At 71.4% G+C, this 19,762-nt stretch carries 13 protein-coding genes; 4 read left to right on the top strand and 9 right to left on the bottom strand.

Going from position 1 to position 19,762, the window contains the following annotated elements; genetic code table 11:
- Positions 1-2 precede the first annotated feature (2 nt).
- The 5 genes from NFX31_RS12290 to NFX31_RS12270 form a co-directional block, all read right to left on the bottom strand.
- Positions 3-1,637, bottom strand: a complete 1,635-nt coding sequence (locus NFX31_RS12290) for an MFS transporter (RefSeq protein WP_045249249.1) — start codon at positions 1,635-1,637, stop codon at positions 3-5.
- Between the two features lie 32 nt (positions 1,638-1,669).
- Complete coding sequence (gene glsA / locus NFX31_RS12285; protein ID WP_374700571.1) at positions 1,670-2,683, bottom strand: glutaminase A; 1,014 nt, start codon at positions 2,681-2,683, stop codon at positions 1,670-1,672.
- 110 nt (positions 2,684-2,793) lie between these two features.
- The gene (locus NFX31_RS12280; RefSeq protein WP_175491274.1) at positions 2,794-3,315 is read right to left on the bottom strand and encodes an FHA domain-containing protein; all 522 of its coding nucleotides are present in this window, start codon (positions 3,313-3,315) and stop codon (positions 2,794-2,796) included.
- A gap of 159 nt (positions 3,316-3,474) precedes the next feature.
- Entirely contained in the window at positions 3,475-5,502 is a 2,028-nt protein-coding gene (locus tag NFX31_RS12275; RefSeq protein ID WP_262955850.1) for a primary-amine oxidase, read from the bottom strand.
- Positions 5,503-5,633: 131 nt separating this feature from the next.
- On the bottom strand, positions 5,634-8,165 hold the full coding sequence (locus NFX31_RS12270; protein WP_258955416.1) for a glycosyltransferase: 2,532 nt from the start codon (positions 8,163-8,165) through the stop codon (positions 5,634-5,636).
- A gap of 207 nt (positions 8,166-8,372) precedes the next feature.
- Here NFX31_RS12270 and NFX31_RS12265 point away from each other — a divergent pair, with 207 nt between their 5' ends.
- Complete coding sequence (locus NFX31_RS12265) at positions 8,373-9,980, top strand: glycosyltransferase family 39 protein (RefSeq protein WP_262955849.1); 1,608 nt, start codon at positions 8,373-8,375, stop codon at positions 9,978-9,980.
- Between the two features lie 128 nt (positions 9,981-10,108).
- Here NFX31_RS12265 and NFX31_RS12260 read toward each other — a convergent pair whose 3' ends face one another.
- Both NFX31_RS12260 and NFX31_RS12255 read right to left on the bottom strand, forming a co-directional pair.
- On the bottom strand, positions 10,109-11,752 hold the full coding sequence (locus NFX31_RS12260; RefSeq protein ID WP_045249251.1) for an amidohydrolase: 1,644 nt from the start codon (positions 11,750-11,752) through the stop codon (positions 10,109-10,111).
- Between the two features lie 28 nt (positions 11,753-11,780).
- Entirely contained in the window at positions 11,781-13,283 is a 1,503-nt protein-coding gene (locus NFX31_RS12255; protein WP_211256012.1) for a purine-cytosine permease family protein, read from the bottom strand.
- 58 nt (positions 13,284-13,341) lie between these two features.
- Here NFX31_RS12255 and NFX31_RS12250 point away from each other — a divergent pair, with 58 nt between their 5' ends.
- Positions 13,342-14,352, top strand: a complete 1,011-nt coding sequence (locus NFX31_RS12250; protein WP_091479211.1) for a LacI family DNA-binding transcriptional regulator — start codon at positions 13,342-13,344, stop codon at positions 14,350-14,352.
- 68 nt (positions 14,353-14,420) lie between these two features.
- Here NFX31_RS12250 and NFX31_RS12245 read toward each other — a convergent pair whose 3' ends face one another.
- Positions 14,421-16,196 (bottom strand): 2-isopropylmalate synthase, encoded by a 1,776-nt coding sequence (locus tag NFX31_RS12245; protein ID WP_262955848.1) that lies wholly within the window; start codon positions 16,194-16,196, stop codon positions 14,421-14,423.
- 198 nt (positions 16,197-16,394) lie between these two features.
- Here NFX31_RS12245 and NFX31_RS12240 point away from each other — a divergent pair, with 198 nt between their 5' ends.
- Together NFX31_RS12240 and NFX31_RS12235 are read left to right on the top strand one after the other, a co-directional pair.
- Positions 16,395-17,039 (top strand): FadR/GntR family transcriptional regulator, encoded by a 645-nt coding sequence (locus NFX31_RS12240; RefSeq protein WP_258955415.1) that lies wholly within the window; start codon positions 16,395-16,397, stop codon positions 17,037-17,039.
- Positions 17,036-17,845: an ABC transporter ATP-binding protein gene (locus NFX31_RS12235; protein ID WP_091479207.1), complete on the top strand. Its 810-nt coding sequence runs from the start codon at positions 17,036-17,038 to the stop codon at positions 17,843-17,845. The genes NFX31_RS12240 and NFX31_RS12235 overlap by 4 nt, the downstream gene beginning before the upstream one ends.
- 39 nt (positions 17,846-17,884) lie before the next feature.
- Here NFX31_RS12235 and ilvD read toward each other — a convergent pair whose 3' ends face one another.
- Positions 17,885-19,741 (bottom strand): dihydroxy-acid dehydratase, encoded by a 1,857-nt coding sequence (gene ilvD, locus NFX31_RS12230; RefSeq protein ID WP_045249256.1) that lies wholly within the window; start codon positions 19,739-19,741, stop codon positions 17,885-17,887.
- Positions 19,742-19,762: the final 21 nt, after the last annotated feature.

The following is a 19,762-nucleotide window of genomic DNA, read 5'->3' as shown; positions in this document are numbered from 1 at the left end:
GCTCAGTCCTCGTCGGGCAGGTTGTCCGGCGCCGGGATCTCCTCCGGGCGGTAGCGCGGCAGGCGAGACGCCGGGAGGGCGGCGATCGCGCTGATGCCGGCGAGCACGAGGAAGCCGAGCCGGAGCGTGCGCAGGCGCTGCTCCTCGTTGATCGCCACGGCGGCGTCGATCTGCGCCGGCGTCGCGTCCGTCTCCTCGAACTTCGCCTTGAGCGCGTCGTTGCTGAGGAAGTTGACCTGGTCCAGATCGACCTGCGTCATGATCGACGGCGGCAGCTCGTCGTGCTCGGCGACGGCCCGGGTGAATCCCATGCTCAGGAGAGTGACCAGCAGGGCGCCCATGACCGCCGTCCCCACCGCGCTCGCGAGGTTCTGCGTCGTGCCGCGGATGGATCCCACGTCCCCGGCGAGGCTCTTCGGCGCCGCGGTGACGAGCACGTTGAACACGAGCGTGACGAGCGATCCCTGACCGATGCCGAAGACGACGAGACCGAGGATCGTCGGGAACGTCTCCCAGTTGTTCGTGACGACGATCGAGAGCCAGACGAGGGCGGCGGTGGTCAGGGTGAAGGAGAACAGTGCGATGGTCCGCGGGGCGAAGCGCTTGTAGAAGCGCACGATGAGCGTCGCGGTCACGAACACGGTGAGGTTGAACGGCATCATCGCGAGGGACGTGTCGAACGGCGTCCGTCCCTGCACCACCTGGATGTAGGTCGGCACGGTGAAGTTCACCGCCGCCTCCATCGCCACGATGATGAACATCGCGTACACCGCGGCGCGCTCCGAGCGCTTGCCGAGCACGCTCAGGTCGACGAGCGGCACCTTCCCGATCCTCATCCGGCGCCGGGTCCAGAGGAAGAACGCCTGTCCGAAGATCACGCCGACCACGACGAAGACCGGGGCGGGGGAGAGCCCGAGGACGGAGAAGGGCGCCCCGGGTTCGGCGAGGACGATCCCCCAGGCGTTGAGGTTGTTGAAGCCCAGGGTGAGCAGCACGACCGCGGCGCCGATCAGCACCGACGCCACGAGGTCGATCCGGATCGCCGGGTTGCCGCGGTCGCCGCGCAGCCCGAAGCTCAGGGCGAACACCGCCACCGCGAGGGCGAGCGTGATGAAGAACACCGGCCGCCAGCCGACGAGGGTGCCCAGGGTTCCGCCGATGAGGAACGCGCTGATGCCGGAGAAGGCCCGCGCGGAGCCGAGGGAGCCGACGGCGGTCGCCTGCTGTGCGCCGCGATAGTTCTCGGCGATGAGCGCGACGAGCGAGGGGACGATGATGGCCGCGGAGGCGCCCGCGAGCACCTGGCCGCCGATCGCCCAGCCGATGGACGAGGCGGTGATCATCATCACGCTGCTCACCGCGAACACGGCCACCACGACGCGGAAGATCAGCACCCAGCCGACCCTCTGCCCGAGCTTGGCGCCGGTCATGACGAGGGCTGCGACGGCGAGACCATAGACCACGATCGTCGAGCTGGCGGTGGTGGGCGGCACGCCGAAGTCCTCGACCATCCCGCCGAGCGAGATCGGCAGGGCGGCGACGTTGAACGACATCAGTACCTGGGCGAGGAAGAGCCCGACCATGGGCGCCCAGGAGCGGCGCTCCTCGACGTGCTCGGTGGCGGTGGCGGCGGTCATGAACGGCTCCTTCGAAGGGGGATCGGATCCTGTCACGCGGGGGATGGGCCTGCGGCGCGGGGCGCCGAGGCGAAGAGGTTGAGGCCGAGCGCGCGGGAGAGGAACGCGCACGCACGCTGCCCGCGCACGCTGTTGCCCGCCTCGTCGAGGCGGGGGGAGAACGTGCCGACAGCGCCCTTGCCCGGCGCGATCGCGACGATGCCTCCCGAAACGCCGGACTTCGCGGGAAGGCCGATCTCGAACAGCCACTCCCCGCTGCGCTCGTACATCCCGCAGGACGCGAGGAGGGCGAGCGTGTCGCGGGCCGTCTCGGCGGAGACCACGCGCTCGCCGGTCACCGGGTTCACGCCTCCGTCGGCGAGAGTCGCCCCCATCACGGCCAGGTCCTGCGCCGTCACCGCCAGCGAGCACTGCCGTGTGTAGATGTCGGTCGCCTCGTCCGGCGCGATCGCCAGGCGCCCGTAACTCTGCAGCAGGAGGGCCAGCGCCTGGTTCCGATGATTCGTGAACGACTCGGACCGGTACACCTCGCCGTCGAGCGCGAGGGGACGCCCCGCGAAGCGGCTGAGTCCGTCGCGGATGCGCTGCCAGCGCTCGTCCGCATGCGCCCCGGGCACCAGGGCGGTCGTGGCGATCGCCCCCGCGTTGACCATCGGGTTCATCGGGCTGCCGTCGTTGAGCTCGACGGCGACGACGGAGTTGAAGGCGAGGCCGGTGTTGTTCACGCCCACCGTCTCCACGATGGTGTCGTGGCCGATCTCGTCGGCCGCGAGCGCGAAGACGAAGGCCTTGGAGATCGACTGGATCGAGAAGGCGATGTCGACGTCCCCGGCTGCGTGGGTGCCTCCGTCGACGTCGACCACGGACAACCCGAACCACGCCGGATCCGCCTCCGCCAGCAGGGGGATGTAGTCGGCCACGGTGCCGTCGTCCTGGCCGGAGTATCGATCATGCGCCTCCGCGACGAGCTGGTCGATCCGCCCCGCGCCGGGCATGGCGCCGGTGAAGCTCAGCTGCGGGACATCGGTCACGTCGGTCTGGAACACGTCGCCTCCTCGGACGGCACCAGTATTCCGCAGACCGCCGACGGGCGACAGCGCCTGCGACAGGGAGCGCCCTCGACAGGGCACAGCGTGCCGAGCAGCGGGTCCTCGGCTCAGTCGGAGGGGAGCCCGTCCTCGGGTGCGATCACGGGAGGTTCCGGCGGTGCGGGCATCGCGCCGGTGTGCCCTTCGGCCTCGTAGTCGGGGCGAGGGGGCTGACGGCGCTGATGCGCGCCCTCGCCGCCGAGCCGTCCGCCGTAGGGGCGGCCATGGTCGGCGAACTCGTCGCGCACGAAGACGAAGCGCCAGTCGCCCGCGGTGAACCGCGCGCCGGTGTGCAGGGTCTCGACCGCGCGGCCCTCCTCCTCGGCGGACTTGGCGATGTTCGCGCTGGTCTGCCCGGGGGCGAGCATCTCCAGGTCGTAGTCGTCGTGGGCGTCGTGCCGGATGACCGCGTGCACCGCGGCGAGTCCGGCCAGTCGGATCTGGCAGTCTCCCGCGGATCCGATGCGCGTCTCATCGTCGACGAGCTGATGGACCAGCCGGGTGTCGTCGGATGTGATCAGCAGATGGGGGCGCCCCGCGCCCCAGTCGGCGTGGGTCGTGGTGCCGCTCGGCTGCGCCTGCATGCTCATGATCGGGCCTCCTTCGCAGAGGCCGGGTGGCACGGATCGCTGCTCCAGGACGTTCAGCCGTGCGTCGCCCTGGTCTCTCGCATACCGCGATGCTAACCCCGCACGGGGAGCGTGGCGCCGGATCCGGCAAAGCCGCAGCCTGCCGGATCCGGCGGCGCCTCAGCCGTGGTGATCGTGCTGATGGGCCTCGTCATGCGGATGACCGGATCCGTGCGCATGACCGCCGTCGTGCGCATGACCGGATCCGTGGTCGTGTCCGCACCGGCACTCCCCGTCCGTGCAGGAGCAGGACGCGCCCTTCGCGGTGCGCGGGGCGTCCAGCGAGGGGTTGCGGTCGAAGAAGCCGAACGGCTTGAGCCAGAACGAGATCGTGTCCGCCGGCATGATCGGCCAGTCCTCGGTGCGGGTGATGTGGTGGATGCCGAAGTTGTACCAGAGCACGACGTCCTGGTCGACGAGGTCCTCATCGTCCGCGATCCAGGCGCTCATGCCGTTGTGCAGGTCGTCCACCGACTGGGTGGGGTAGTCGCCCGCGGGCCAGAACTGGTCGTCGTGGTGCCGGGTGACCCACAGCGTCTTGCCGATCACCGGGTTGCGCCTGAGGATCGGCGACGACTCGTCGAACATCGCCGGGAACGACGCCGAGGGCACGAGCTTGTACGCCACGGGCGCGCCCCACGCGTTGAGCTTGCTCGGATTCTGCACCTTCCAGCCGCGCTGACGCTCCCAGTCGAAGCTGCGGCCCGACTCGGACTCCGAGCGGATGACGGTGGCGCGGGTGTTCAGGTCCAGGCCGAACGGGTTCGCCTCGGAGATGGGCGCCGGCATCGAGTCGGACTCGATCACCGTGTTGCCGTCGCCGTCGACGTCCAGATCGAGGCGCGCGATGAGGAAGTGCTGGTGGAACGGCGCGTACGTGCGGGTGTCGATCGTGGTGCCCGTGGCCTTGCCGGTCTCGCCCTCTGCCATGGGCGTGGTCACCATGATGCCGGTGGCGCGCACCTCGCACTCGATGTTGCCGTCCTGGTAGAAGCGCCAGTACACGAGGTACTCGTAGTTCGCGACGGTCGCGTGCACCGAGACGACGAACCGGCGCTGGCGCCGCACCTCGGTGCCCGCATCGGGGTCGACGTGCTTCCAGAGCACGGCGTTGTCCTCCTCGTGCAGGCAGATCGCGTTCGTGATCGTCCACGGCTGACCGGCGGTGTCCGGCAGGACGGCGTCGAGATAGGTGATCTCGCCGAGGCAGTCGCAGCCGAGCTCGAGCGACGTGCACATGTAGCCGAGCCCCCATTCGCCCACGTCGAACGCCGTACGGCGGTAGTGGTCGAAGCTGGAGTCGCGGTAGGGCACGATCATCTCGGCGAAGGACAGGCGGTACGCGACCTCGCGGCGGGTGCCCTGGTCGTCGAAGCCGACCTGGTAGATCACCGGTCCCTCGCGGTAGTTGAAGCCGAGCCGGAAGTCCCAGTTCTGCCACTGGACGCGGGCTCCGTCGACGGTGAACGAGATGCCCTCGGGCTGCACGATCTCCAGCGGCTTCAGATCCGTCCGCGGGGTGATGCCGGCGAGCTCGGGCACGTACTCGCCGTGCACCTCGGGGAAGCCGTAGTCGTGATGCTCCTCGATCTCGAGCACCTCGAGGGTGTTCATGTCGACGATGATCTTCAGGCCGCTCACCGGGTGCGCGTAGGGGTTGCCGTCCGGCGTCGCCCGCATCCACAGGTCCACCCAGCCCAGGCGCCGGTCACGCCACTTGTCCGGGATCACCGCGCCGCCATAGGTCCACACGTCGAACAGCACGAGGTCGACGTCGACGCCGCGGGCCTCGAGCGCCGCGCGGACCTCGGGGTTCTCCTTCATCGCATGGTCGCAGTCGTGGTACTCGTCGATCGTGAAGTTCGGCGTCACCCCGGGCACGTGCGTCCACGACTCGACCGCGTCGGCGGTGAGGTTCACGACCGCCTCGTACACCTCGTTCGTCTGCTTGCGCCACAGCACCGAGAGCGAGCGCCGCACCACAGGATCCCCCTCGCGCCACGCCTTCACCTCGGCCTTGGGCGGCTCCTTGAGGATGATCGAGGCGTACCGCCAGCCCGTGTCGACGCCGTGCTCCCGTGCGAGGACGGCGGCGGTGGCGGAGAACTCGGCACCGGTGAGCGAGTCCAGAGGGTGCGGTGAGGCCATGGTGATCCCCGATCGGTCGTTCCGGGGCGCGCCTCGTTGCGCATCCCCGCGGACTTCGAGTCTGCCATCGCGGCGCCCGGCGGCGCGAGAGGCGCCGGGGCGTTCGACGGCTCGGGGACGGCCGGCCCGGATCAGTCGGCGAGAAGAGCCTCGAACTCGGCCTTCACGTCGGCGCGATATGCGTCCACGTCCAGCGTCGCCGCCGGCACGTCGCCGTCCAGGAACGCCGTCATGCCCGCCGCGAGGGCGTCGTCGTCCTGACCCACGATCCGGATGGCGCCCTCGGGGAGCGCCCCGTAGACCGAGCCGAACGAGGTCGAGACGATCGGCAGCTCGCAGATCGCCGCCTCGATGAGCACCATCGGCTGGCCCTCGTAGAGGCTGGAGAGCACGAAGCAGTCGGAGGCGGCGAGCAGCGCGTAGGGATTGCGCTGAGCACCGGTGAGGAAGGCGGCGTCAGCGAGCCCGGCGTCGTCGATCTGCTGCTGCAGGTCGGCGCGCAGCGGTCCGCCGCCCACGATGAGCAGACGCGACTCGGGATGCGCGGCGTGCACCTTCTGGAACGAGCGGATCAGGCGGGCGTGGTTCTTCTCGGGGCTCAGGCGCCCGATCGTGACGAACCAGCGCAGCTCGCCCTCATCGGCCTGGAGCGCGTCGTACCAGGCGGGTCGCGGCGGGATCTCCTGATCGGCTGCCTCGTACTGCGCATCGGACTCGGCGAAGAAGTCGCTGAGCGGGCGCCGCGCGCCGCGGATCACGTGCTCGACGTCCGGGAAGTTGCGCACGGTGCGGAAGTGATCACCGGAGGCGTATTCGGCGAGCTCCGCCCGGTTCAGCTCGGTGAGCTGATGCGAGACGGAGACGAGCTGGTCGTACTCGGAGTACATCGCGAACACGGTGCCGAGGCCGCGCTTCATGCTGGCCTTCCCGTTCACGGTGCGCTCGCGGTCGGCCGCCATCTCGTTGTGCATCCAGATGGCCCGCACGGGATCCGGTCCGCCCTCGCTCACGGCCGGGGCGTGCAGCAGCAGCGTGGTCCACACCGGGCCGTAGCCGCTGAAGTCGGCGACCCAGTCGAACCTCGCCTCGCCGAACACGCGCATCCACTCCGCGTTCCAGAGCCTCTCGTGCCACGGCTCGGTCCCCGGGGTGCGCGGGGACCCGCGCCACTCGTCGATGCGACGGCGCAGGTGCACGGCCTTGGAGCCGTTCATCCCGCCGATCCGGAACACCTGGCGCACCTCCGCGGGGATGCGCGCCTGCGTCAGCGGGTCGGTGCTCCCGCGTCGCTTCGGCAGGAGGGCGGTCACGTCGTAGCGGCTGTGGTCGATGGCCCCGAGCAGGTTCAGCGCGCTGGTGGTGATGCCGTTCGGCTTCATCCCGCCCAGATACACGAGCAGGCGCTTGCGGCCGTCGCGGGCGGTGGGACGGGCGCGATAGCCGTCACGGGCTCCGCCGAACACGATGTCGACCACCCTGGCCGTCGCCGCGCCGTCCTCGAACGGAGTGAACCTCTCGGCCCAGGCGGCGTACTGGGGATGCGGCGGGGCGCCGTGCAGCAGGGCGGCGAGGGCGCGACCGGTGCCGGCGGCGTCGGCGTCGACCGGGCCGGGGAGGGTGTCCAGGGGCATGTACGTGCCGCGCCCGGAGGAATAGAGGTCGGCGTCCGGCGTGAAGAACGCGATCGGGCGGCCGGTGGCGAGGTAGTCGAAGAAGATCGACGAGTAGTCGGTGACGAGTCCGGCCGACGCCCCCAGCAGGACGTTCGTGGGGATCGAGTTCGGCGCCAGCGAGCGGGCCAGCGCCGGGCGTGAGGCGGCACGTGCGTGCACGATCTGGTGCGTCTTCAGCACGACGACGTGGTCGTCTCCGACGCCCTCCTGCAGCTGCGCGAGCTGGGCGGCGAGCTCGTCGATGTTGTCTTCCGGGTCGTCGAACGAGCTGCCCCGCCATGTGGGCGCGAACAGCACGATCGGCTTGCCGTCGAGCGCGACGCCGCTCTGCTCGAGCTCGGCGCGCACCGCGTCCTCCTCCGCGGCGTCGAGACGCTGCCGGTCGATGCGCGGGTAGCCCTCCTCGATGATCGTGCCGGGGTAGACGTTGGTGAGCCGGTAGGCGCCCTCGTACATGGTCTCCGCCATGAACGGGTTCGCCGCCAGCAGGTAGTCCGACATCAGGAAGTTGCGCAGGGTGTTCGCGGACTGCACGGCGCCGGCGGGCATGTCGAAGCCCATGAGCTTGAGGGGGGTGCCGTGCCAGGTGTTCAGATAGACCTGGCCCTCCCGCTTGCCGAACCAGGTCGGGAAGGTCGCGTTGTTGATCAGCCAGCCGCTGACCGACAGCGCCTGACGGTACGAGGCGGACCCCCGGCGCACGAACGACACCCGCCGGTCGTCCGCGAACTCGGCACGGAAGCGCTCGATCGCATCGTCGTCCGAGATCGCCCAGACGTGGGTGAGGTGCGCGTATGCGGGATCCGTCAGCAGGTGGCGGAAGATCGCCTCCGGGTTGCACAGCATGCCGTTGCCGGCGAACGACTCGTACAGGACCTGATCGGGGCGCACCGGACGGGACCGCCAGAATGCGATGCGCTCCGCTTCGGCGGCGCGCTTGAGACGTCGGGCGGCGGAGCGGACTCGGCGCACGGAGGAGGAGAGGGGCACGCTTCCAGGATATTCGGCGGCGTCCGAGTGAACGCTCGGAGAACATCGGATGTCGGGACGGTGCCGCACCGCGAACGGCCGGGTTGCGGGATCACCCTGCGGGGGGTGCTCGCGGGCGGGAACACGGGCGCCGGCGGGCGCGTCGGGGACAGGCGGCTGACAGGGGGTTCGGAGGAGCGGCCAAGGACGGCCCGCTAGCCTCGGGACGTGACCTCCTCCGCTGTCGGCACCGCCTCGGAGCGGTCGCTCACCTCCGGGTCGCGGGCGACGGCGGATACCCGGCGGCTGGGGCTGTGGGCGGCCGTGCTGGGCCTGTTCGCGGTCGCGACGAGCGCGGCGGGATCGTGGATCCCCTCCCTCTGGGGCGACGAGGCCGCGAGCCTCATGTCGGCGACGCGGCCGCTGCCGTCGCTCTGGCACATGCTGAGCTACGTCGACGCCGTGCACGGGCTGTACTACTTCGGGCTGCACGCCTGGATCGACGTGTTCGGGCCGAGCGCGTTCTCGATCCGGTTCCCGTCCGCGCTCGCGATCGGCGTCTGCACCGCCGCGGTCGTGTGGCTGTGCGGGCGGCTCGGCGGGATCCGGTTCGCCGTCGTCGCGGGCGTGTTCACCGCCCTCGAGCCGCGGCTGATCTTCGCGGGGGAGGAGGCGCGCTCGTATGCGATCGGCGCGGCCTTCGCCGCCGTGCTGATCGTGCTGCTCGTCGAGATCTCCCGCCGACCCGGCACCGCAGCCGGATGGTGGGCCGGCTACGCCGCGGTGCTCACCGTCGCGACCTGGACGTTCCTGTACTTCGCCCTCATGGTGTTCGCCGCGCTCGTGATCGTGCTGCTGGCGCCGCCGCTGCGCCGGCGCTGGCGGGCCTGGGCGCTCAGCACCGGGATCGCCCTCGTGCTGTGTGCGCCGATCGCCTGGTTCGGCTTCCTGCAGCGCCGCCAGATCGCGTTCCTCGCCGTGCGCGAATCGGTCACGGCCGAGGTCGTGCTGAAGAACATGTGGTTCCAGGAGTGGTGGTTCACCGCGCTCGCCTGGGCCCTGATCCTGATCGCCGTGATCGCGTTCGTGCGCGACCTCGTGCGGATCCGCCGAGAGGGCGGGCGGCTGTGGCGCACGCCCGGGGTGCGGCTCGAGGTCGTGGCGCTCAGCTGGATGCTCGTGCCGATGGGTCTGCTCCTCGCCGTCACCCCGTTCATGGCGGTCTACACCGCCCGGTACGGCACGTTCTCCGCGCCCGCCGTCGCGATCGTGATGGCCCTCGGCGTGCGGACCCTCGCCCGGATCGGCGCGCCGCCGGCGCCCGCGGACGCCCCCGGCCCGCAGGAAGGGCCGGCCTCGCGCCGCGGGGCGTGGGTCGCGGGCATCGCGATCGCCGCGGTGGTGGTCGCGGCGGTGCCGGTGGCCGCGCTGCAGCGCGGGCCGTACGCGAAGAACCAGTCGGACTGGAACGACATCTCGGCCTTCATCCGTGCGAACGCGCACCCCGGTGACGGCATCGTGTTCGACGACGGGGCGCGGCCGTCCCAGCGCACCCGGCTCGCGAAGGCGACGGATCCCGCCTCCTTCCGCAACGTCACAGATCTGCTGCTGAAGACGTCGTACCAGAAGTCGTACACCTGGTACGACCAGACCTACGGGATCCCGCGGGCGGCCGGCATGGGACGCTTCGACGGCGTGGACCGCGTGTGGGTGGTCGAGCTGTCGTTCCAGGGCGTCGAGGACGACTGGGGGCTCAGCGACCTGCGCGACCTCGGCTATCGCGAGACCCGCCGCGTCGACGGCGCCGGCAGCGTGATCCTCCTCTACGAGCGCTGAGCGACGCGCGCGCCCTGCCGGTCGTCGAGCGAGCGGAGCGAGACGAGACGCGGCGCCCGGGGAGTGCACCGCGTTTCGTCTCGGGAGCCTGCGGCGTCCTCGCTCGACGACCCCGGGGGCGGTCGGCGTCAGCGGTCCTGGACGAGGGCGGCGGAGTGCTCCTGCCCGCGGACGACCGTGGCGCGCACCTGCGCGGCGAGGAACGCCTCGGGCCCGTCGCGGAACGGATCCGCGTCGAGCACCACGAAATCGGCCGAGGTCCCGGCGCGCAGCACTCCGAGCTCGCCGTCCCAGCGTGCGGCGTACGCCGCGTCGCGGGTGGCCCGGCGCACCGCGTCGGCGACGGCCATCGCATGGGCGGGGAGGTTGGCCGGGAGGTCCGGATCGAACGCCGAGCGCCGGGTGGTCGCGATGAACAGGTTGGGCAGCGGATCGAACGGCGCGGTCGGCGCGTCGGTGCCGAGCGCGAGCGTCGCGCCCGCCTCGGCGAACTCGCCCCAGGGGTAGCCCCGTTCGGCGCGGTCGTCGCCGAGCATCGCGCGCCAGTTGTCCTGGATCGCGGGATCGCAGTGCACGGGCTGCATCGAGGCGACGACGCCCAGCCGTGCCAGGCGCAGCGGCGTCGCGGCGTCGACCGTCTCGAGGTGCTCGATGCGGTGGCGGCGATCGGCGCGGGGGCCGTTGGTCGCGACCGCGGCCTCCAGCGCATCGAGCGCGAGGGCGGATGCGGCATCGCCGATCGCGTGCATCGCGATCTGGAGGCCGGCCGCGTCGGCGCGCGTGACCACCGCGGTCAGGGAGGGAAGGTCCCAGAGCGCCTCGGGCTGCGAGCCGTCGGCGAACGGCGCCCGCATGGCCGCCGTGCAGCTGTCGATCACGCCGTCGACGAAGAGCTTGATCCCGGCGATCCGCAGACCGGGGCCGGGGTGCTCCCGGTTCAGGGCGATCGCACGATCGACCGCGGCGGCGTCGCCGTCGGCGGTCCCGGTGCGATAGACGGCCCAGTGCGCGGCGACGTGCATCGGCAGGATCCCGCCGTGCCGCTCCTGGACGGCGAGCATCGCGCGGAGATCCGGTTCGGACAGCGCCATGTCGACCGCAGCGGTGACCCCTGCGTCGAGGTACGTGCGCAGCGCTGCCTCGAACTGCGCCTCGCGGTCGGCATCGCTCGTGAGCGCGTCCAGCCGCACGCGCAGGAACGCGAACACGGCGTTCTCCCGCAGCATGCCGGTCGCGCGGCCCTGTGCATCGCGCTGGATCGTGCCGCCGAGCGGATCCGGGGTCTCGTCGTCGATCCCCAGCTCGGCCAGAGCCGCCGAGTTCAGCCAGGCGGAGTGGTTGTCGTTCGCGTTCAGGTACACCGGGCGATCGGAGACGACCGCGTCGATCATCTCCCGGTGCGGAGCGCGGCCGTCGAGGCTGGAGAACAGCCAGCTGCGACCCTGGATCCGCGGTGCGTCGGGATCCGCCGCCGCGGCCGCGGCGATGCGCGCCTGGATCTCCGCGAGATCGGGCGCGTCGTGCAGGTCCACCTGCTCGAGCGACTCGCCCAGTCCGATCAGGTGCGTGTGCGCGTCGACGATCCCCGGGATCACCAGCGCGCCGTCGAGCTCGACCACGGCGTCGGCCGCGAAGGCGTCGGCGGCGGCCGTGTCGCCGACGAAGAGCACGCGGCCGTCCTCGACGATCAGCGACTGCGCCCACGGCTGCGTGTCGGAGGTGAAGATCGCGCCGCCGCGGTAGTGGGTGGTGCGTGTCTCGTTCGAAGTCATGAGAGGGGATCCTTGTCGACGTGAGCGGTCAGAGCGAGGCCAGCGAGCGGGGCGAGCGGCGCACCAGCAGAAGATAGAGCGCGAAGGGCACGAGCAGGCCCACCGGCACCGACAGGTCGATGCCGCCGATCGCGGCCGCGATCGGCCCGGTGAAGACGAGCGTCGCGCTGCACAGGAGCGAGGCGCCGATGCCGGCCAGCACCGCGATCGCGCCGGGGACGTGCACGCCGCCGGTGAACCAGAAGCGGCTGCCGCGGCTGTCGTCGGCGAGGGCCGCGCCGTCGTAGCGGTTGCGGCGCCACAGCATGTCGGCGAGGTACACGCCCATCACCGGCGCGAGGATCGTGACCGCCAGCTGCAGCGCGCTGGAGACGCTGTCCAGGAAGTTCCAGACCAGCAGGGCGAACAGCGTCATCAGCACGCCCACCGTTCCGTCGAGGAGCACGGTGCGCGAGCGCGGCAGGCGGATGCCGACGGCCTGGAGGGCGAGTCCGGAGCTGTACGCGGTCATCGCGTTGTTGGCGATGGTGCCGACGATCACGGAGATGAGGAAGATCGGGGCGAACCAGCCCGGCAGGAACTTCTCGAGCCCCGCTTCCGGATCTGACATGTCCACGGCGCTCGCCGCGAGGGCGCCGACGAACGTGGCCAGCACGCCGGGGATCACCATCCCGAGCGTGGTCCACAGGGCGACGTCGCGCACCCGGGTGCTCGCGGGCAGGTAGCGGGCGAAGTCGGCGCTGTTCGTGTACGACAGCGGGCCGGACGCGACGAGGGCGATGCCGGCGGCCATCATCGCGACCAGATCCAGGCCGTGCAGCGGTGCGGCCGGGGTGTAGCTCCACTTCGCGCCGCCGACCACGAACACGGCCATGCCCGCGAAGATCACCGCGAGCAGGATCGCGAGCGGCTGGTACAGGCGCATGATCAGGCCGTGGCCGTACACGCTGATCACCATGGTGGCGGCGGCGATCACGATCGCGCTGATCGCGATCGTCCAGCCGTTCGACGCGATGCCGAGCCGGCCGAGCAGGCCGACGGCGACGGTCGTCGCGGCGGCCCAGTTGATCGCGAGGTAGCAGACGCTGATCAGCCAGCCGGCGATGGCGACGTTGAACCGGTTGCCGGTGATGCCGTACATGGCGCGGGTGATGACCTCGCTGGGGGCTCCTGCGGCCGGCCCCGAACCGGCGACGATGCCGGTGATGATCGAGAACAGGTTGCCGATCACGATCGCGAGCAGCGCCTGCCACAGGTCCAGACCCAGCAGCACCAGGGTCACCCCGATCACGACGGCGAGGAAGTTCACGTTGGGTGCCGCCCAGACGGCGAGCAGATCGCGCGCACGGCCGTGGCGCTCCGTGTCCGGGATGTAGTCGATGCCGTGCGTCTCGATGCGGGTCGCGCTGTCGGCGGGCACGGCGTGCGTCAGCGCGGGGGACGGGTCTGCGGTCTCGGGGGGTGTCGTCTGCGACATGAGGGCTCCAGGGCGGAAGGTCGGGTGCGCGACGTCCTTGTTCGCGCTCGACACGCAACGGTAAAGAGCCAAAACGATTTGGGCAAGCGGATCCGGAGATTATCATCGCGGCATGCGCAGACAGCGATCCACCATCCGCGACGTCGCCCGCAGGGCAGGGGTCTCCGTCACCACGGTGTCGCACACCTTCTCGGGCAACGGCGTCGTCAACCCCGCCACCCAGGCGCGCGTGCGGGCGGCGGCGACCGAGCTCGGCTACCACCCCGACGTGGTGGCCAGCGGCCTGCGGCGCAGCCGGCTGGGCGTGATCGGGCTCGTGCTGCGCCCGGCGGTCGGCGCGGAGCCCCAGCAGATCCAGGACGTCGACTACTTCCCGCGCTTCGCGGGCGCGGCCGCGCTGACGTCGCTCGCGCACGGCTACGCGCTGATGCTCGTCGCCGATCCGACGGTGCCCCAGGCGCCGACGACCGCCTGGGCGTGCGACGGCATCATCGTGACCGACCCCGTGGAGGGCGACCCGCTCATCGCCGCGCTGCGCGCGGGGGGCATGCCCTACACGCTCGTGGGCGCCGACGTCGCGGATCCGGGGGATCCCCACATCGTCGACATCGCCACCGCGCTGATCACCGATCGCGTGCTGGAGCACCTCGCCGCGTGCGGAGCGCAGCGGATCGCCCTGGTCGTGGGCACCGACCCGATCGAGTGGAACACGGCGACCGAGCAGCGCTATCGCGAGCGAGTGCCCGAGGAAGCGCAGATCGTCCTGTCCGTGCCCGAGCGCGCGGAGCCCGACGAAGGGGCGGTCGCCGCCGACGCGCTGCTCGCGCTGCCCCTGCCGCCCGACGGCGTGTACTGCATGACGAGCGACCACGCCCGCGCCCTCGTCGACCGCCTGGTGGCGCGCGGGGTCCGTGTGCCCGAGGACGTGCGCGTGGTGTGCGGGTCGGACGCGGAACGCCTGCGTGGGATCTCCCCGGAGATCACCGCGGTCGACCTGCAGCCGCAGGCGCTGGGCCGGCAGGCCGCGGCCGAGCTGCTGCGGCAGCTCGAGCCCGAGCTCGCGCTTGCGGTGCCCGCGCCCGAGCACGGCACCCTCGTCGTGCGCGCGTCGACGGCCGGCTGAGGCGGTCCGCACGGCGTGCCGCGGCCGCGGATCAGACCCCGAGGGAGTGCGGATCCGCGGCCCGCGGCTCAGCGCAGCGACGCGTTCGCGGCGGTGAGCACGGCGTTGAGCGTCGCGGTCAGCACCGATCCGTCCCGTCCGGCGGCCCATCCGGTGCCGTGCGCCCCGCGGTACTCGATTAGCGTCAGCGCCTCGCCGTCGCTGCCGGCGCCGAGACTCGTCTGCTGCAGGTCGAGGATCTCGATGGGTGCACCGTGCGCCGCGAGCGCCTCGGTGAGCGCCTCCACCGGTCCCACACCGGGGTGCTCGGAGTCGTGCTCGGACCCGTCGACGCGCAGCCGGAACATCGTGCGCGGCTCGGCAGCGGCGTCGGTGCGCACCTGCGACAGCGCGATGCGGGGCTCCTCGTCGCCGGCGAGATAGGCATCGTCGAAGATGCGCCAGAGCCCGTGCGCGTCGAGCTCGAGGCCGCTCTGATCGGCGTGCCGCTGCACGTGCCCGGCCAGGTCGATCTCCAGCCGGCGCGGGAGCCGGATCCCGAACTCCGTCTCGAGCAGGTAGGCGATCCCGCCCTTGCCCGACTGCGAGTTCACGCGGATCACCGCGTCGTAGGAGCGGCCGAGGTCGGCCGGATCGACGGGGAGGTACGGCACGCGCCAGGCGATCTCCCGCTCGGAGCGTCCCTCGCACGCGGCGCGTTCCCGGTGCTCGGCGAAGCCCTTGCGGATCGCGTCCTGGTGGGTGCCGCTGAACGCCGTGTGCACGAGGTCGCCGACGTAGGGATGCCGCGGGTGCACCTCGATCCGGTTGCTGTGCTCGACCGTGCGGCGGATCTCGTCGATGTCGGAGAAGTCGATCATCGGATCGATGCCCTGGGCGTGCAGGTTCAGGGCGAGCGTGACGAGGTCGACGTTGCCGGTGCGCTCGCCGTTGCCGAACAGGCAGCCCTCGACCCGCTGCGCGCCGGCGAGCACGGCCAGCTCGGCGCAGGCGATCCCGGTGCCGCGGTCGTTGTGCGGATGGACCGACAGGATGACGCTCTCGCGCCGGTCGAGATGGCGGTGCATGTACTCGATCTGGTCGGCGTACACGTTGGGCGTGGCGATCTCGACCGTCGCCGGCAGGTTGAGGATCACCGGGCGCTCCGGCGTCGCCTCCCACAGGGCGGTCATCGCGTTGCAGATCTCGAGCGCGTAGTCGGGCTCGGTCAGCATGAACACCTCGGGGGAGAACTCGAAGCGCACGTGGGGAAGCCCGCCGGCGAGCTCGAGCACGTCTCGTCCTGCGTCGAGGATCAGCGCGCGCAGCTCGTCGCGATCGCGACCGAGCACGGTCTCCCGCCAGATCGGCGCCGTCGCGGTGTACAGGTGGATGACGACGGGATTGCGGATGTCGCGGATCGACTCGACCGTGCGTGCGATGAGATCGCGGCGCGCGGCCGTGAACACGACGATCGTCACGTCCTCCGGCGCGATGCCCTGCTCGGCGATCAGGCGCACGAAGTCGAAGTCGGTCTGCGAGGCGGACGGGTAGCCGACCTCGATCTCCTTGTAGCCCATCGCGACCATGAGCTCGAAGAAGCGCCGCTTGCGCGCCGGATCCATCGGCTCGGCCAGTGCCTGGTTGCCGTCGCGGAGGTCGACCGGCACCCACAGGGGTGCGGCGGTGAGGCGCCGGGTCGGCCAGGTGCGCTCCTGCGCCGAGAGGGGGATCGAGACGCGGTCGTAGGGATCCGCGTAGCGATGCGACGGCATCTGCGAGTGCCGCTGGCGGTTCCAGGCCGGCGCGCCGGCGGGGACGGGCCCGGCGGGCGTGGAGATTCCGGGGAAGGGGGTGCGGGTCATGCTCTTCTGCTCTCTGCGAGGGGTTTCGGCGGTCGGCGCGGCGGCATCAGCCACGACGGGGTGCCGGACCGGTCAGTCCCCGCCGTGGCGGTGAAGAAGGAGGATCGCGCTCGGGAGCATGCAGGCAGTGTAGCGTTAACTCCGCAGACAAGTTGAGGAGTTGATGCGATCATGGGGCCGAGCGTGCAGCGTTCTTCGATGGCGGATCAGACCGCGGACGTGCTCCTGGACAGGATCAGGGGCGAGGAGTGGGCGCTGGGCGCCCGGCTCCCCGGTGAGACGACGCTCGCCGCCCAGCTGGGGGTGGGGCGGTCCACGGTGCGCGAGGCGATCCGCCAGCTGGCGGGCAGGGGAGTGCTGTCGGCGCGACAGGGCGCGGGCGTCTTCGTCACCGCGCTCGACGTGCGAGAGGACTGGGACGCGGTGCTGCAGCGCGCCGACATCGTCAGCGTCATCGAGGCGAGGGCGGCGATCGAGGGGGATGCCGCGGCGCTCGCCGCGGAGCGCCGCTCGCCGGACGATCTCCGCGCGATCCGCCGCGCCCTCCGTCATCGCGCGGAGCACCGCTCCCATCTCGAGGAGCACGTGGACGCGGATCTCGCGTTCCACCGCGCGATCGTCGTCGCCGCCGCCAACCCCATCCTCACCGAGCTGTTCGACGGGTTCACCCCGCGGCTGCGGCAGACGATGATCGCGATGCTGCGGATCCGCGCCTCCTTCGGCGACGACGAGGACCACGAGGCGCACGTGCGCCTGGCCGATGCGATCCGTTCCGGCGATGCCGCGGCCGCCTCCCGCCTCAGCCGGTCGCACCTGGCGTCGCTGAAGGACGGCCTGCGGTGAGCGGCGAGGTCGTCCGGCTGGACGGGGTGACGCTGCGGCGCGACGGGCGCGACATCCTGCAGGAGATCGAGCTGGTCGTGCGTGCGGGCGAGCACTGGACGCTCCTGGGCCCCAACGGCGCCGGCAAGAGCTCGATCCTCGGCATCTGCGGCGCGCGGACGCACCCGTCGAGCGGGACCGCGGAGGTGCTGGGCCACAGGATCGGCCGGGTCGACCTGCAGGAGCTGCGCCGCCGGATCGGCCACGTGGATCCGCGGCATCCGCTGCGCTCGCCCCTCACCGTGACCGAGGTCGTGCTGACCGGCCTGACGGGGACGATCGAGACTCCGATGCGCTGGGCGCCGACGCCCGCGCAGACCGCGCTCGCGCATCGGCTCATCGCCGAGGTGGGCCTCGCGCATCGGTGCGACGCCCGATGGCCGACGCTCTCGCAGGGGGAGCGGGGCCGGGCGCTGATCGCGCGGGCACTCGCCTGCGATCCCCGTCTGCTCCTGCTCGACGAGCCGATGACCGGGCTCGACGTGGCCGCCCGGGAGCAGCTCCTGGAGACGATCGACGCGCTCGCGCACCGGGATCCGGGGCTCGCGTCGATCCTCGTCACGCATCACCTGGAGGATCTGCCGGAGACGACGAGTCATGCCCTCGTCATCGCGCGAGGGGCGATCGCGGCGATCGGGGCGATCGATCACGCGGTGACGACCGAGACGATCTCGCGCGCGTTCGCCCACCCGATCGAGGTCACCCGCACCGACGGGCGGTGGGCGGCGCGCACGCACCGCGACCGCCGGGCGGCGGTGCCGGCCTGACGCCGGGTTCCGAAGGCTGATGTCTCCGGAACCCGCGCCTCAGAGCTCGGGGACGATGCGGATCGCGCCCTTGTCCGCCGACTGCGCGAAGTGCGCGTAGGCGCGCAGCGCGGGGCTGACCTCGCGGACGCGGTTGCGCGGCCGGTAGCCGCCGTTCGCCTCGAGGTGCTCGCGGCGGCGCTCCAGCTCCTCCCACGGCACCTCGAGCTCGAGCTTGCGGGTGGGGATGTCGATCGAGATGATGTCGCCGTCCTCGACGAGGGCGATCATGCCGCCCGCCGCCGCCTCGGGGGAGATGTGCCCGATCGACAGGCCGGAGGTGCCCCCGGAGAAGCGGCCGTCGGTGATCAGGGCGCACGCCTTGCCGAGGCCGCGTCCCTTGAGGAACGACGTCGGGTACAGCATCTCCTGCATGCCGGGGCCGCCCTTGGGACCCTCGTAGCGGATGACGACGACGTCGCCCTCCTTGACCTGCTTGTTCAGGATCTTCTCGACGGCCTCGTCCTGCGACTCGCACACGACGGCGGGGCCGGAGAAGGTCCAGATCGACTCGTCCACGCCCGCCGTCTTCACGACGGCGCCGTTCTCGGCGATGTTGCCGTGCAGCACGCCGAGGCCGCCGTCCTTCGAGTAGGCGTGCGCGACGTCGCGGATGCAGCCGCCCTCGGCGTCGGTGTCGAGCGAGGCCCAGCGCTCCGACTGCGAGAACGCGGTGGATGAGCGTCGCCCGCCCGGGGCGGCGTGCCACAGGTCCTCGGACTGCGCCGAGGCGGACCCGCCGCGCACGTCCCACTCGTCCAGCCACTCGCCGAGCGTCGCGGCGTGCACCGTGTGCACGGTGTCGTCGAGCAGGCCGCCGCGGCGCAGCTCGCCGAGCAGGGCGGGGATGCCGCCGGCGCGGTGCACGTCCTCCATGTAGTAGGTGCGGCCGCCGGCGGAGTTCGGGGCGACCTTCGCGAGGCACGGCACGCGGCGCGAGATCGCGTCGATCTCGGCGAGGCCGAAGTCGACGCCCGCCTCGTGCGCCGCCGCGAGCAGGTGCAGGATCGTGTTCGTGGATCCGCCCATGGCGATGTCGAGCGCCATCGCGTTGCCGAACGCGGCCTCGGTCGCGATGCTCTTGGGCAGCACGCTCTCGTCGTCGCCCTCGTAGTAGCGCTTGGTGATGTCGACGACGAGGGATCCGGCCTTCTCGTACAGCGCGCGGCGCGCCGTGTGCGTGGCGAGCACGGAGCCGTTGCCGGGCAGCGAGAGGCCGATCGCCTCGGTGAGGCAGTTCATCGAGTTGGCGGTGAACATGCCGGAGCAGGATCCGCAGGTCGGGCAGGCGGACTCCTCGATGCGGAGGATGTCGGCGTCGGAGATCTTCTCGTTGACCGCGTCGCTGATCGCGTCGACGAGGTCGAGCGAGCGCACCGTGCCGTCGACGAGCGTCGCACGGCCGGCCTCCATGGGGCCGCCGGAGACGAACACCGTCGGGATGTTCAGGCGGAGTGCCGCGAGCAGCATGCCCGGGGTGATCTTGTCGCAGTTCGAGATGCAGACCAGGGCGTCGGCGCAGTGCGCGTTGACCATGTACTCCACCGAGTCGGCGATGAGGTCGCGCGAGGGCAGCGAGTACAGCATGCCGCCGTGGCCCATCGCGATGCCGTCGTCGACGGCGATCGTGTTGAACTCGCGGGGGATGCCGCCCGCCTCGGTGATCGCGTCCGACACGATGCGCCCGACGGGCGCGAGGTGGGTGTGGCCGGGGACGAACTCGGTGAACGAGTTCGCGACGGCGATGATGGGCTTGCGCCCCAGGTCGGCGCCGTTGACGCCGGCCGCGCGGAAGAGGGCGCGGGCGCCCGCCATGTTGCGTCCGTGGGTGACCGTGCGAGAGCGATAAGCGACCATGGTCACCATTGTGGACCTGCC

The sequence above is a fragment of the Microbacterium azadirachtae genome, assembly GCF_025583665.1.
Classification (GTDB): Bacteria; Actinomycetota; Actinomycetes; order Actinomycetales; family Microbacteriaceae; genus Microbacterium; species Microbacterium azadirachtae.
The sequence above is the reverse complement of the archived record's forward strand: the minus strand, read 5'-3'. Positions and strand labels throughout refer to the sequence as shown.